This window comes from Thalassospira lucentensis, from assembly GCF_050516545.1.
GTDB lineage: Bacteria > Pseudomonadota > Alphaproteobacteria > Rhodospirillales > Thalassospiraceae > Thalassospira > Thalassospira lucentensis_C.
Genome location: NZ_CP191544.1, coordinates 1,714,913 through 1,729,262, shown reverse-complemented (window position 1 = coordinate 1,729,262; position 14,350 = coordinate 1,714,913). Strand labels below are relative to the sequence as shown.

The following is a 14,350-nucleotide window of genomic DNA, read 5'->3' as shown; positions in this document are numbered from 1 at the left end:
TAAGGGGGGCGGCGATCTGATCGTCGCCCATCCCGCAAGGGGGTGTCCCAATTCAGGGACGAAACGCAAAAGATACGGTTTGACCGATGGAACTTCTTTGGGACGGATATATTGAACCGGTAGTCTGGATCGTCGCCAAGATTTTGGCGATTGTGGTCCCGCTGCTGGTCGCTGTCGCTTATCTGACCTACGCAGAGCGTAAGGTCATCGGTGCTATTCAGCTCCGTAAAGGCCCGAACGTTGTGGGGCCATTTGGCCTTTTGCAACCGCTTGCTGATGGTCTGAAGCTGTTTCTGAAAGAAACAATCATTCCGAGCAGCGCGAATAAGGGCGTGTTTATCATCGCCCCGATGCTGACATTCATTCTGGCGATCATTGCCTGGGCGGTTATTCCGTTCGACGAGGGCATGGTTCTGGCGGATTTGAACGTTGGTATCCTTTATATCTTCGCGATTTCTTCGCTGGGTGTTTACGGCATCGTGATGGCCGGTTGGGCATCGAACTCCAAATACGCATTCCTTGGCGCGCTGCGTTCCGGCGCCCAGATGGTTTCGTACGAAATTTCGATTGGCCTGATCATCATTTCGGTTCTGTTGACCACCGGTTCCCTGAATTTGAGCGACATCGTCCGCGGTCAGGTTGGCGGCATGTGGGAGTGGAACTTTGTTTATCACTTCCCGATGTTCATCGTCTTCATCGTGTCCATTCTGGCAGAAACCAACCGCGCACCGTTTGACCTTCCCGAAGCTGAGGCCGAACTGGTATCTGGTTACAACGTCGATTATTCGGCAATGACCTTTGCGCTGTTCTTCCTGGGTGAATACGCCAACATGATCCTGATGAGTGGCCTCTGTGCCATTCTGTTCCTGGGTGGTTGGACCGCGCCGTTGCCGTTCCTTGAATTCATCCCCGGGGCGATCTGGTTCATTCTGAAGATCTGTTTCGTTCTGTTCATCTTCTTGTGGGTGCGTGCAACATTCCCGCGTTACCGCTATGACCAACTGATGCGTCTGGGCTGGAAAATCTTCCTGCCGCTGTCGTTCGCCTGGGTCATGCTGGTTGCCACGTTCCTCGTTGTATTTGACAAGGTCCCGGCCTGATCGCCGCGCATCGGAAAGAGAGAGGTAAACGATGTCATTTATTGATCGGACGGCCCGGAGCTTCCTGCTCGTGGAACTCGTATCGGGTATGGCGCTCACCTTGAAATATATGTTCAAGCCAAAAGTGACGCTGAACTACCCATATGAAAAAGGTCCGCTGAGCCCGCGTTTCCGTGGCGAACACGCTTTGCGTCGCTATCCCAACGGGGAAGAGCGCTGCATTGCCTGTAAGCTGTGCGAAGCAATCTGTCCGGCACAGGCCATCACCATCGAGGTGGAGCCGCGTGACGATGGTTCGCGTCGTACAACCCGCTACGACATTGATATGACGAAATGCATCTATTGTGGTTTCTGCGAAGAAGCCTGCCCGGTAGATGCCATCGTCGAAGGTCCGAACTTCGAGTTCGCAACCGAAAACCGCGAGGAGCTGTTCTATGACAAGGACAAGCTTCTTGAAAACGGCGAGCGCTGGGAAGCCGAGCTTGCTGCACGATTGGAGGCAGACGCACCTTACCGGTAAGTGTCGCGTCTGATCGTTAGAAAGAGAGTTATGGGCCGTTGTTTGCCAAAAGGGCGTCAACGGCTCGCCAAGGGGGTACCTTATGGTCGTACAGGCTTTGGCTTTTTACTTGTTTGCTACCGTCGCGGTTTTGTCTGCGACTGCGGTTGTGACCGTTCGCAACCCGGTGCATTCGGTATTGTTGCTGATCTTGACATTCTTTAACGCAGCGGGACTTTTCGTTCTGCTGGGTGCCGAGTTTCTCGCCATGCTTCTCGTCGTCGTTTATGTCGGCGCGGTTGCGGTCTTGTTCCTGTTCGTCGTGATGATGCTGGACATCAACTTTGTTGAGATGCGCCAGGGTTTCCTGAACTACTTGCCGATCGGGGTTCTGATCGCAGTTGTTCTGTTTGTCGAACTGGCACTTGTTGGCGCAGGTTGGACTCTTACCGATGAGGCGGTCGCGGTACTTGCGCAGCCGACACCCGTCGGTGTGACCAACGTAGAGGCGCTTGGCCAATTGATTTACACCGATTACGTATACATCTTCCAGGCGGCTGGTCTGGTTCTGCTTGTTGCGATGATCGGGGCAATTGTCTTGACGCTGCGTCACCGTGAAGGTGTTCGCCGTCAGAATATCTCCGAGCAGATCAAGCGTACCCGCGCTGATACGCTTGAAATCAAAAAAGTCCAGGTTGGAAGGGGGATCTGATGGAAATCGGTCTTGCACATTATCTGACCGTCGCGGCGATCCTTTTCACGCTCGGGATCTTCGGCATCTTCATGAACCGTAAGAACGTCATCATCATCATGATGTCGATCGAGCTGATGCTGCTGGCGGTCAATATCAACCTTGTCTCGTTCTCGTCATTCCTTGGCGACCTTGTTGGACAGGTCTTTACCATCTTCGTTCTGACAGTTGCGGCGGCTGAAGCGGCAATTGGTCTGGCGATCCTGGTCGTCTATTTCCGTAACCGCGGCACCATCGCGGTCGAAGACATCAACATGATGAAGGGGTAAGGCAGATATGTATCCGCTGATTGTATTCCTGCCCCTGATCGCGGCAGCCATCGCCGGGACCATCACGCTTGTCGGCGCCATGTCGACATCGAAGGATGCTCCGCATGATGCGCATGGTCATCATCATCATGGTGTTTCGTCCGGCGACCGCGTGGCACAGCTTGTCACCGTTTGCGGTGTTGTAATTTCCTTTATCATTTCGATCTTTGCCTTTGTCGATGTTGCGCTTGGCGGTAACCCGGTAACGATTGAACTGTTCACCTGGATTTCTTCGGGCAACTTTGATGCGTCCTGGGCGCTGCGTATTGATACGCTGACCTGTGTGATGCTGATTGTTGTGACCGGCGTGTCTTCGATGGTTCATATCTATTCCATCGGCTATATGTCGCATGACCCGGACAAGCCGCGCTTTATGGCGTATCTCAGCCTGTTCACCTTTGCGATGCTGATGCTGATTACCGCCGATAACCTGATCCAGCTGTTCTTCGGTTGGGAAGGCGTTGGTCTGGCATCGTATCTTCTGATCGGTTTCTGGTATTCCAAGCCATCGGCATCCGCCGCTGCGATCAAGGCGTTCCTTGTGAACCGCGTTGGTGACTTTGGCTTTGCGCTGGGTATATTTGCGGTCTATGTGCTGTTCGATAGCGTTCAGTTCGACGTCATCTTTGCCAATGCCGAAGAAGTCGCCGGATCGACCTTGATGTTCCTTGGTTATGAATTCTCGGCCTTGGAAATTACCTGCTTCCTGCTGTTTATCGGCGCGATGGGTAAATCGGCACAGCTTGGCCTGCACACTTGGCTTCCAGACGCAATGGAAGGCCCGACCCCGGTTTCCGCACTTATTCACGCGGCAACCATGGTGACGGCCGGTGTGTTCATGGTTGCCCGTCTGTCGCCGATCTTTGAATATGCTGAAACAACCTTGATGATCGTAACCATTGTTGGTGCATCGACGGCATTCTTTGCGGCGACCATCGGCTGTGTGCAGAACGACATCAAACGCGTGATCGCATATTCGACCTGTTCGCAGCTGGGCTATATGTTCTTTGCCTGCGGTGTGTCGGCATATTCGGCAGGTGTGTTCCACCTGATGACGCACGGTTTCTTCAAAGCACTGCTGTTCCTTGGTGCAGGTTCGGTCATCCACGCAATGTCGGATGAACAGGACATGCGCAAAATGGGCGGTATCTGGAAAATGGTTCCGGTGACTTTTGCCGTGATGATGGTTGGTACGCTGGCCATTACCGGTGTTCCGGGCCTTGCCGGCTTCTATTCCAAAGACCTTGTCATCGAAAGTGCCTATGCGGCACATACCGGTGTTGGTCTTTATGCCTTCTGGGCTGGTATTCTTGCGGCCTTGATGACCTCGTTCTATAGCTGGCGTCTGGTCTTTATGACCTTCTTTGGTGCCCCGCGTGCTGATGAACGCACGATGGCGCATGTCCATGAAAGCCCGGCGATCATGACGGGACCGCTTTTGTTCCTGACCATCGGTGCGATTTTTGCCGGTTGGTTTGCCAAAGACTGGTTCGGTGGTGGTGACTATGAAGAAATGCTGTCCTTCTGGAATGGCGCGCTCTTCATGGCAGAAGGCCATCAGGCGCTTGAACATGCTCACCATGTTCCGGGCTGGGTCAAGCTGGCACCATTTGTTGCGATGATCACTGGTTTTGCACTTGCGGTTGTGATGTACAAACTGGTTCCGTCGCTTCCACGGACGTTGGCGAACACGTTTAACGGTCTGTACCGCTTCGTTCTGAACAAATGGTACTTTGACGAACTCTATGACAAGATTTTCGTAAAACCGGCCTTTTCACTTGGCTATGGCTTATGGAAGTCAGGGGATGGTGCCATCATTGATGGTTGCGGTCCGGATGGTGTGGCGGCAGCTTGCCGTAACATCGCACGTCGCGTCAGCGCCATTCAAAGTGGTTTCGTTTATCACTATGCATTCGCGATGCTGATTGGCATTGCGGCGCTGGTCTCCTACACAATTTGGAAGATGGGTTAACGGGCGATGAGTGATTGGCCAATTCTTTCGATCGTCACCTTCTTGCCGCTGGTCGGTGCAGCCTTGCTGCTCCTGATCAATGGCGATGAGGCGAATGTCGCCCGCAATTCCCGTTGGGTTGCGCTTTGGACCTCGGGGTTCACCTTCCTTGTATCTTTGATGCTGTGGGTGAATTTCGACACAACGACCGCAGATTTCCAGTTCGTCGAGCAGGCGGACTGGATGCCGGGTCTGAACATTTCCTATCACATGGGCGTTGACGGTATTTCCGTTCTGTTCGTCCTGCTTGCGACCTTCCTGACACCGATTTGTATTTTGTCGGCATGGGAAGCAATCCAGAAGCGCGTGAAGGAATACATGATCGCCTTCCTCGTTCTTGAAACGATGATGGTCGGTATGTTCAGCTCGCTTGACGGTTTGTTGTTCTATCTGTTCTTCGAAGGCGTCCTGATCCCGATGTTTATCATCATCGGTGTCTGGGGCGGTCAGCGTCGTGTTTACGCTGCATTCAAGTTGTTCCTTTATACGCTTCTTGGCTCGGTTCTGATGCTGGTTGCGCTGCTGGCGATGTATTTCGAAGCAGGCACGACCGACATCCCGACCCTGATGGAGTACGGGTTCGACTATAATATGCAGCTGTGGCTGTGGCTGGCCTTCTTCGCATCCTTTGCTGTTAAAGTTCCGATGTGGCCGGTTCATACCTGGCTTCCCGATGCCCACGTTGAAGCACCGACTGCCGGTTCTGTTATTCTGGCTGGCGTGTTGTTGAAAATGGGTGGTTACGGTTTCCTGCGTTTCTCGCTGCCGATGATGCCGCTGGCATCTGAAACCTTTGCGCCGCTTGTCTTCACGCTGTCGATTGTCGCAATCATTTATACCTCTCTGGTTGCACTCGCCCAGCAGGACATGAAAAAGCTGATTGCATATTCGTCGGTTGCCCATATGGGGATCGTGACCATCGGTGCTTTCACCTTTAACCAGCATGGTATCGAAGGTTCGATCTTCCAGATGCTCAGCCACGGTGTGGTTTCCGGTGCGCTGTTCTTGTGTGTTGGTGTTGTCTATGACCGCATCCATACCCGTGAAATCGACGCCTATGGCGGTCTGGTTCACCGGATGCCGGGATATGCATTCATCTTCATGTTCTTCACCATGGCGTCTGTCGGTCTTCCGGGGACGGGTGGGTTTGTTGGCGAAATCCTGACATTGTTGGGGGCGTTTGAAGCCAACACCTGGGTTGCGTTCTTTGCGGCAACCGGCCTGATCCTTGGTGCGGCATATGCGCTGTATCTTTATCGTCGGATTATCTTCGGGGCCCTGACCAAGGAAAACCTGAAATCGATCCTCGATCTAAGTCCGCGTGAATGGATCATCTTTGCTCCGTTGGTGATTGTCGTCCTTTGGATGGGGGTCTATCCGGTCTCCTTCCTCGACATCATGCATGTTTCGGTTGAGAACCTCGTCAACCATGTTGAAACGGCCCAGGCTGCAGCGGCAAATGCCGCCCAGCTGGCCGCGAATTGAGGGGAATGAACATGGGAGTTTCTATGCTCAACCTCGGGGCCGCACTGCCCGAAATGTTTATGGCAGTTTCTGCCTTGGCTCTGTTGATGCTTGGGGTTTTCGCAGGCAAGGACAAAGCGTTCCGCACTGTGTCCTGGTTGGCGGTTGCCGCCCAGGTCATCACGATTATCCTTGTGGTGACCGGCGAGGGGGGCGATGCCTTCTTTGGTCAGTTCAGTGCAGATGCCTTTGCCAAGTTCTGCAAGGTCATGATCCTGATTGGATCTTCAACCGGCATCATCATGGCAATGAACTTTGCCGAACGTGAGAATATGTCACGGTTCGAGTTCCCGATCCTGATCACTCTTGCCACGCTTGGCATGATGGCGATGGTATCGGCAACCGATATGCTGTCGCTGTATCTTGGTCTCGAACTTCAGTCGCTTGCACTTTACGTTGTTGCTGCAATCCGCCGCGACACGGTGCGTTCGACGGAATCGGGCCTGAAATACTTCATCCTTGGGTCGATTGCCTCGGGCATTCTGCTGTATGGTATGTCGATGGTTTACGGTTTCACCGGAACCACCAATTTCAGCGTTCTTGCCGATACCCTTTCGGGTGGCGAACGTCCGCTTGGCGCGCTGGTTGGTCTGGCATTCATCTTTGCCGGTCTGTGCTTTAAGGTTTCTGCTGTTCCGTTCCACATGTGGACGCCGGACGTTTACGAAGGTGCGCCGACCCCGGTCACGTCCTTCTTTGCAGTTGCCCCGAAGATTGCTGGTCTTGCCCTGTTCATCCGTGTTGCAATCGGTCCGTTTGGCGGGATTGTTGAAGACTGGCAGCAGATCATTGTTCTGATCTCGATCCTGTCGATGGTGATTGGTTCGTTTGCGGCCCTTCGTCAGGAAAACATCAAACGTCTGATGGCGTATTCGTCCATCGGTCACGTCGGGTTTGCCCTTGTTGGTCTGGCGGCAGGTACGCGGGATGGTGTGACAGGTATTCTGGTTTATCTTGGTATCTACCTTGTGATGAACCTGGGCACCTTTGCGGTTATCCTGTGCATGCGTCGCAACAACCGCATGAACGAGGAAATTACCGACCTTGCCGGTCTTGCCAAAACCAAGCCGCTGATGGCTGCTGTTACAGCACTTCTGATGTTCTCGATGGCAGGTATCCCGCCGCTGGCTGGTTTCTTTGGTAAGTTCTATGTCTTTAAGGCCGCAGTTGATGCAGGTCTTGTGACATTGGCTGTCATTGGTTTGGTTACCTCGGTCGTCAGTGCCTATTACTATCTGCGCATCATCAAGGTCATGTATTTCGATGAGCCGGTCGAAGGGTTTGATCGCAATGGTACGGAAATGAATGTCATCATGGCGTTTGCCACGATCATCATTCTGGCCTTTGTCTTCTTCCCGAATCCGTTGATGGATAGCGCAGCTGTTGCTGCCGCCTCACTGTTCGGACAGTAAGAATGACAGCGCGAACGATCCGTCTTCCCGAAGGTTTCTACCTTCACGAACTGGAAGCGATCGACAGCACAAATGACGAGGCCAAGCGCCTCGCGGACAAGGGCGCCCAAAGTGGCGCCCTTGTTTTAGCCAGAAGCCAGACATCCGGCCGCGGACGCCGCGGACGGGATTGGTCATCGCCTGTTGGCAACCTGTATTCATCCTTGTTACTGCGCCCGACCTGTTCATTGGCCGAGGCAGCCCGCCTGACATTCCTGATCGCGGTTGCCATGGCCGAGGCGATTGAAACCGTAACAGGACAACAGGTGCGACCGGACTGTAAATGGCCCAATGATCTGATGGTCAATGGCCGTAAGATTTGCGGTATCTTGCTTGAAAGTGCGTCAAATAAGGGATCGGCGACCGATTATCTTGTGATCGGGGCCGGGGTGAATGTTGCTTTCTTCCCCGACGATTCCGAACGCCTCGCGACCTCGCTTGCAACTCTTGGCGCGCCGGTTTCGGTTGATGATCTGGTTTCGACCTATATCGCGCGGGTCGCACATTGGTTGCCGATATGGGAAACCGAAGGCTTTACACCGATACGCGAAGCGTGGCTTATACGCGGTTATGGCATTGGCAATCCGGTTGTTGCCCGCCTGACTGAACGCGAACTTGAAGGAACCTTCATCGGACTTGATGATGATGGTTCTCTTATCCTAAGAGATGATAGCGGTATCGAACACCGTATCGGGGCTGGAGAAGTTTTCTTTTCCACCTGACGTGAATGAACAGGGTCATGACCCTGTCTTGCTTTGAAGCGGAGGCCTGTAAGCATCATGTTGCTTGCGATTGACGCCGGGAATACCAACATTGTTTTTGCGGTTTTTGATGGCGATACCATCAAAGGCCAATGGCGTTGTTCAACAACTACCGAACGCACCGCCGATGAATTGGGTGTGTGGCTTCATCACCTGTTTACCCTGTCAGGGGTGCCGGTTGATGCGATAACTGGTGCAATCATTGCAACCGTGGTACCAGCAGCAGAATTCAGCCTGAAGACCCTGTGTCGTCGGTATTTCAACGTTGATCCGATGGTAGTCGGGGATCCGGATGTTGATCTTGATATGAAGATCATTATGGACAATCCCGGCGAAGTCGGTGCTGACCGTCTTGTGAATGCGGTTGCCGCGCACGAGTTGTTTGGGGGGCCGTTGGTTGTTCTTGATTTTGGGACGGCAACGACCTTTGACGTGGTTGATGGCAATGGCGATTATCTTGGCGGTGTGATTGCACCGGGGGTAAACCTGTCGATCAAGGCACTTCACATGGCCGCGGCCCAGTTGCCGATGGTTGCCATCGAAGCACCCCGCAATGTCATCGGCAAGAACACGGTCGAGGCGATGCAGTCGGGTGTTTATTGGGGTTATGTCTCCATGATCGAAGGGTTGCTGTCGCGTATCCGCAAACAGCAGAATGTCGACCATATCAAGGTTGTTGCGACTGGCGGGCTTGCACCGTTATTTACAAAGGCTGTCGATGAGATTGAATATTTGAATGGCGATTTGACCATGCTGGGCTTGTTGATGATTTATCGTCGTAACAGCCAAAAGACTGCCAATCAGGCTCAATAGGGCTTGCGCCGGGTAGGGGATGTTTTGTCCCGCGCCTGATCAGAATGCCGAAGATAAAGGATTACCGTCCGTGGATTTGTATTTGCCAAAAGACGAAGTGTTGTTCGTACCGCTCGGCGGTTCCGGCGAGATCGGCATGAACATGAACCTTTATGGCTATGATGATCAGTGGCTTATGGTCGATATGGGCGTGTCCTTTAGCGAGGAAGGCTTGCCGGGCGTTGATGTTGTCATGCCCGATCCGGCCTTCATCGAAGACCGCAAAGACAAGCTGCTTGGTCTTGTTCTGACCCACGCACACGAAGATCACCTCGGCGCTGTACCATATCTGTGGAAGCGCCTGAAATGCCCGATCTACGCGACGCCGTTTGCCGCAGAATTTCTAAAAGCCAAACTGTCAGAAACCGATTTTGCAGATCAGGTGCCGATCCACGTGATCGAGCTGGGCGGGCGGTTTACGCTGGGTTGCTTTGACATTGAATTCGTCACCATGACGCATTCGATCCTTGAGCCGAATGCATTGGCCATTCGCACGCCAAAAGGATTGATTGTTCATACCGGTGACTGGAAATTCGATCCCGACCCGCAAATTGGCGAGGCATCGGATGTCAAAAAGCTTGAAGCCCTTGGCGATGAAGGTGTCATTGCCTTGGTCTGTGATTCGACCAATGTCTTTTCCGAAGGCAAAACCGGATCGGAAAGCGAAGTCGCCAAAAACCTGTCCACCTTGTTTGCCGAGCATCCGCAAGGACGTATTGCAGTTGCCTGCTTTGCGACCAACGTCGCGCGTGTCCAATCCGTGATCGAAGCTGCCCATGAAAACGGGCGCTGTGTTGGTTTGGCCGGGCGGTCGCTTGATCGTGTTACCGAAGTTGCCCGCGAAGTTGGCTATCTGACGGAATATCCCAACCTTCTGAGTGCCGAAGTGGCCATGGAAGTTCCCAAGGATCAGGTGCTTTTGATTTGTACCGGATCACAGGGCGAACCGCGTGCGGCATTGTCGCGCATTGCCAAGGGGGACCACCCGACGGTTCAACTTGATGCCGGCGATACGGTTGTCTTTTCGTCGCGGGAAATTCCGGGCAATGAGAAGGCAATTGGCTATGTCCAGAACCTTTTGATCCGTCGCGGTATCAAGGTCATTACCGCCCGCGATGAACCGATCCATGTATCGGGCCATCCGGGACGTGAAGACCTGACGCGGATGTATCAATTGACCCGCCCGAAAATTCTGGTGCCAGTTCACGGCGAAACCCGCCATTTATGTGAACAGGCGGCTTTGGGTGCTGAATGTCAGATCCCTGAGCAGGTTATTCCCCACGATGGGACGGTTATTCGCCTGTCACCCGGCGATGCCCATGTGATCGGTATCGCCGAAGCTGGCGTTCTTGCCCTTGATGGCGGGCGGTTGCTTAAACGGGATGCGAATACGTTCCGCAACCGTAACCGCATTGTCTGGAACGGTGTGATGTTTGTCACCATCGTGCTTAATCAGTTTGGCGAAATGGTCAATGATCCAATGATCACCGCACCAAGCCTGTATGATGAACCGGATGACGATATCCGACTTAATCACTTTGCCGCCGAAATCAGCAACCGCGTTGATCAGCTAAATGATGACGAAGTTCTTGATGATGCAGCAGTGATTTTGGCTGTGCGCCAAGCGTTGCGCCGTCCTGTGCGTCAGCGCCTTGGCAAACGTCCCTTGATCGAAGTCCATCTGGTTCGTGTGAACGAACAGGGGTGATTTTTAATCCTCATACAATTGAAAATCACCCCCATTCCGGGGCTGGGTCTTACTGCGTTATGCAACGAAATGGGCAATTGAATTTGGTTCTGGCCCTGGCCTAAGTTAGACGTGATCGGGCAGATCATATTTGCAGGAGTAAGACCATGATTGGACGGCTGAACCATGTCGCCATTGCCGTACCGGACCTGGAAGCAGGCATCGCGCAATATCGCGATGTTCTGGGTGCCAAGGTTTCCGAACCGCAAGATGAACCAGATCACGGTGTCACGGTTGTGTTTGTCGAATTGCCCAACACAAAGATCGAATTGCTGTATCCATTGGGTGAAAATTCACCGATCAAGGGCTTTCTGGAAAAGAACACCTCTGGTGGCATTCATCATGTTTGCTATGAGGTCGATGACATCATGTCTGCGCGCGATAAGCTTTTGGAAAGCGGTGCACGGGTTTTGGGGAATGGTGAACCCAAGATTGGCGCGCATGGAAAACCTGTCTTGTTTCTCCATCCCAAGGATTTCAACGGCACACTTGTTGAACTTGAACAGGTCTGATTGCCCGGCAACATGATCGCCGTGTAAGTGACCTGCACCAATGAATAGAACGCCACCACCATCGGAAAGAGAATTACATGACTTGGTTTTCAGGACTTCTGGTTTACATCGTTATTTGGTGGTTGGTTCTATTTATGGTTTTGCCAGTAGGGGTCAAGCGTACCGAAAATGTCGAACCCGGCCATGACAGTGGCGCGCCGCAGCAAGCGCATATGTGGAAAAAGGTTCTGGCGACAAGTGCGATTTCAGGCATTTTATGGGTGGTGGCGTGGTTTGTCATTACCAGTGGCATGATTGAAATTCGCCCACCACAATAGAAAGATCACATCGATCTTGGCAAAAACAAAACCCCGCAAAATGCTGCGGGGTTTTTTTCATTTTTATCTGCACAAATTGATGCGAGAAGGCGTTTGGCCAAAAAAAAAGCAAGATCACAAGGATCTTGCTAAGATGCTATTTTATAGCTGTTTTTCCCGTAATCTTTTTATACTTCCTCCTAAGACCTGGGCACGTAGCACAGGTTTTATTTCGACGTCGCGCCTGCTTCTTGTATGCTTATTGGCAACAAAGCCTCCCGCAATTTTTTGAGCGGCTGCGATACGCCTACCGCAACGATCTTGCGCCGTTAGCGGAGGACTAAAAAGCCACATGTTTCATTTTTATGCAAGATGTTTTGACGAAACTTCACAAATGAAACGATGCTGCGGCGCACACAAATAGGGTAAAACTACAAGATGAATAAGATTGCATTGGTCGAACCTATTTTGAATCGATTTTCAAGTATTAAAATCAGACTATTAGGGGCTGCTTCCGCAATTCTGTTGATTGGGATTCCGGCTTCCAATGCAAGTGCACAGGCCGAATCCCCGTTTCCATCGTCACAAGCGGATGATGCGACGGGTGGGGCTGATGCTGCACCATCGAATGGGGCTGAAGAAGCCCAACCAAAGATCACGGTATCGCGTTCGGCGTGTAAGGCACTGGTTCGTCATGTGCCTGATGAAGACGTTGCCTATAAGCCGGGGGTAGATGTCCGTGGAAATGCGGTTACACCAGCGGACTTGAATGGCGGAAGCAACATTCTAAGATCACTTCCCAAAGAGATCGAATTTCCTGTGACCTTGGATTTCTTTGAGTATTCCGGCATCGATGCACCCGATGGTATGAGCGGGGAGCAAAGTATTGGCAAGATCACGTATCGCAATGGCCGGGTTTACTTTAACGATCAGCCAATCGGTGATGACGCGGTCAATGATGACCTGATTGCGGCCTGCCGTGAGGCGGGCTTTCGGTGAGCTATAAGCTGTATGTTGAGACCATCGTAGTTTCGCCATCATTGGAAACTAACCAAGCCGTGATGATATAACGCAAGTTCCGGCTTGCGTTTCGGGCTGTGCTGTCGCATTTTCCGGGCAAGCTATGTTAAACGCCCAACCATTCAGATTTGATCATCACGAGGCATTGATGCGTCTTTCCCAGTTCTTTCTGCCGACCCTGAAGGAAACCCCGTCAGAAGCACAGATCGCTTCTCACCGTTTGATGCTGCGCGCCGGTATGGTGCGCCAGCTCACCGCAGGGATCTATTCATGGCTGCCACTTGGCCATCGTGTTCTTAAAAAGATCGAACAGATCGTTCGCGAAGAACAAGACAAGATCGGCTTTAACGAGCTTCTGATGCCGACCATCCAGCCAGCCGAGCTGTGGCAGGAAAGTGGTCGTTATGATGATTATGGTCTTGAGATGCTGCGCATCACGGATCGTCATGATCGCAAGATGCTGTTCGGCCCGACCAACGAAGAAGCCATCACCGATATCTTCCGCAAGGATGTGCGTTCCTATAAGCAACTTCCGCAGTTGCTGTATCACATTCAGTGGAAATTCCGTGACGAGATCCGCCCGCGCTTTGGCGTGATGCGGGGTCGCGAATTCTATATGAAAGATGCTTATTCGTTCGATATCGATTACGAAAGCGCGCGTCACACCTATAACAAGATTTTCCTGGCTTATTGCCGGACCTTCGCCCGTCTGGGTGTCAAGGCGATCCCGATGGTGGCCGATACCGGCCCGATTGGCGGCGACCTTAGCCACGAGTTCATCGTTCTGGCCGAAACCGGCGAAAGCGAAGTTTTCTGTGACAAGAAGTGGCTTGATAAAGACCTGACAGGTAGGGGCGTTGATTTGAATGATCGCACCGGCCTTGAAAACTGGGTGCAGGGTACTTTGGTTGACTATGCTGCAACCGAAGAAAAACATGATCCTGCCAACAGCCCGATTTCAGGGGATGATCTTGTTTCGACCCGTGGCATTGAAGTCGGTCATATCTTCCACTTTGGTGCGAAGTATTCCGAACCGATGGGCGCAACTGTTCTTGGTCCGGATGGCACCGAAGTGCCGGTTCAGATGGGGTCGTACGGCATTGGCGTTTCGCGCCTTGTTGGCGCACTGATCGAGGCATCGCATGACGAAAACGGTATCATCTGGCCGGAATCCGTCGCACCGTACAAGGTTGGCCTGATCAACCTGCGTACCGGCGATGATGCCTGTGATAGTGCGTGTGAAGACGCCTATGGCAAGATGACCAATGCAGGCATCGAAGTTCTGTATGATGATCGGGACATTCGTGCTGGTGGCAAGTTTGCCGATATGGATTTGATTGGTCTGCCATGGCAGATTATTATTGGTCCTAAAGGCCTGAAAAACGGTGTGGTTGAACTTAAAAACCGCAAAACCGGCGAAAAAACAGAAGTTACTTTCGAAGCTGCACTGAACCAGATCAGCGCCTGATACCAAACGCATTTAAACGGGGCAGCACAGGCTGCCCCGTTGTGATTTAC

The 14,350-nt window shown here is 52.5% G+C and carries 14 protein-coding genes; all 14 read left to right on the top strand.

Annotation, left to right across the window (positions count from 1 at the left end; all coding sequences use genetic code 11):
- Positions 1-86 precede the first annotated feature (86 nt).
- The 14 genes from nuoH (at position 87) to proS (ending at position 14,300) form a co-directional block, all read left to right on the top strand.
- Entirely contained in the window at positions 87-1,100 is a 1,014-nt protein-coding gene (nuoH, locus tag ACQ0MK_RS08055; protein WP_350045988.1) for an NADH-quinone oxidoreductase subunit NuoH, read from the top strand.
- A gap of 31 nt (positions 1,101-1,131) precedes the next feature.
- Positions 1,132-1,620 (top strand): NADH-quinone oxidoreductase subunit NuoI, encoded by a 489-nt coding sequence (gene nuoI / locus ACQ0MK_RS08050; protein WP_350044197.1) that lies wholly within the window; start codon positions 1,132-1,134, stop codon positions 1,618-1,620.
- Positions 1,621-1,702: 82 nt separating this feature from the next.
- Positions 1,703-2,311 carry an NADH-quinone oxidoreductase subunit J gene (locus ACQ0MK_RS08045; protein WP_350044198.1) on the top strand — a complete coding sequence of 203 codons (609 nt, stop codon included), beginning with the start codon at positions 1,703-1,705 and terminating at the stop codon, positions 2,309-2,311.
- Positions 2,311-2,619 (top strand): NADH-quinone oxidoreductase subunit NuoK, encoded by a 309-nt coding sequence (gene nuoK / locus ACQ0MK_RS08040; protein WP_350044199.1) that lies wholly within the window; start codon positions 2,311-2,313, stop codon positions 2,617-2,619. Before ACQ0MK_RS08045 ends, nuoK begins: the two co-directional genes overlap by 1 nt.
- Before the next feature lie 7 nt (positions 2,620-2,626).
- Positions 2,627-4,630, top strand: a complete 2,004-nt coding sequence (gene nuoL / locus ACQ0MK_RS08035) for an NADH-quinone oxidoreductase subunit L (protein WP_430475570.1) — start codon at positions 2,627-2,629, stop codon at positions 4,628-4,630.
- Between the two features lie 6 nt (positions 4,631-4,636).
- The gene (locus ACQ0MK_RS08030) at positions 4,637-6,154 is read left to right on the top strand and encodes an NADH-quinone oxidoreductase subunit M (RefSeq protein ID WP_350045987.1); all 1,518 of its coding nucleotides are present in this window, start codon (positions 4,637-4,639) and stop codon (positions 6,152-6,154) included.
- Positions 6,155-6,165: 11 nt separating this feature from the next.
- The gene (gene nuoN, locus ACQ0MK_RS08025; protein ID WP_430475569.1) at positions 6,166-7,605 is read left to right on the top strand and encodes an NADH-quinone oxidoreductase subunit NuoN; all 1,440 of its coding nucleotides are present in this window, start codon (positions 6,166-6,168) and stop codon (positions 7,603-7,605) included.
- 2 nt (positions 7,606-7,607) lie between these two features.
- Positions 7,608-8,366 carry a biotin--[acetyl-CoA-carboxylase] ligase gene (locus ACQ0MK_RS08020; protein WP_430475568.1) on the top strand — a complete coding sequence of 253 codons (759 nt, stop codon included), beginning with the start codon at positions 7,608-7,610 and terminating at the stop codon, positions 8,364-8,366.
- 57 nt (positions 8,367-8,423) lie between these two features.
- Entirely contained in the window at positions 8,424-9,218 is a 795-nt protein-coding gene (locus tag ACQ0MK_RS08015; protein WP_350044203.1) for a type III pantothenate kinase, read from the top strand.
- Between the two features lie 70 nt (positions 9,219-9,288).
- Positions 9,289-10,965 carry a ribonuclease J gene (locus tag ACQ0MK_RS08010; protein WP_430475567.1) on the top strand — a complete coding sequence of 559 codons (1,677 nt, stop codon included), beginning with the start codon at positions 9,289-9,291 and terminating at the stop codon, positions 10,963-10,965.
- A 146-nt stretch (positions 10,966-11,111) separates the two neighbouring features.
- Positions 11,112-11,516 carry a methylmalonyl-CoA epimerase gene (mce, locus tag ACQ0MK_RS08005; protein ID WP_430475566.1) on the top strand — a complete coding sequence of 135 codons (405 nt, stop codon included), beginning with the start codon at positions 11,112-11,114 and terminating at the stop codon, positions 11,514-11,516.
- 77 nt (positions 11,517-11,593) lie between these two features.
- Complete coding sequence (locus tag ACQ0MK_RS08000; protein WP_350044206.1) at positions 11,594-11,833, top strand: DUF1467 family protein; 240 nt, start codon at positions 11,594-11,596, stop codon at positions 11,831-11,833.
- Between the two features lie 417 nt (positions 11,834-12,250).
- Positions 12,251-12,811 carry a hypothetical protein gene (locus ACQ0MK_RS07995; RefSeq protein WP_430475565.1) on the top strand — a complete coding sequence of 187 codons (561 nt, stop codon included), beginning with the start codon at positions 12,251-12,253 and terminating at the stop codon, positions 12,809-12,811.
- Between the two features lie 124 nt (positions 12,812-12,935).
- On the top strand, positions 12,936-14,300 hold the full coding sequence (gene proS / locus ACQ0MK_RS07990; protein WP_430475564.1) for a proline--tRNA ligase: 1,365 nt from the start codon (positions 12,936-12,938) through the stop codon (positions 14,298-14,300).
- Positions 14,301-14,350: the final 50 nt, after the last annotated feature.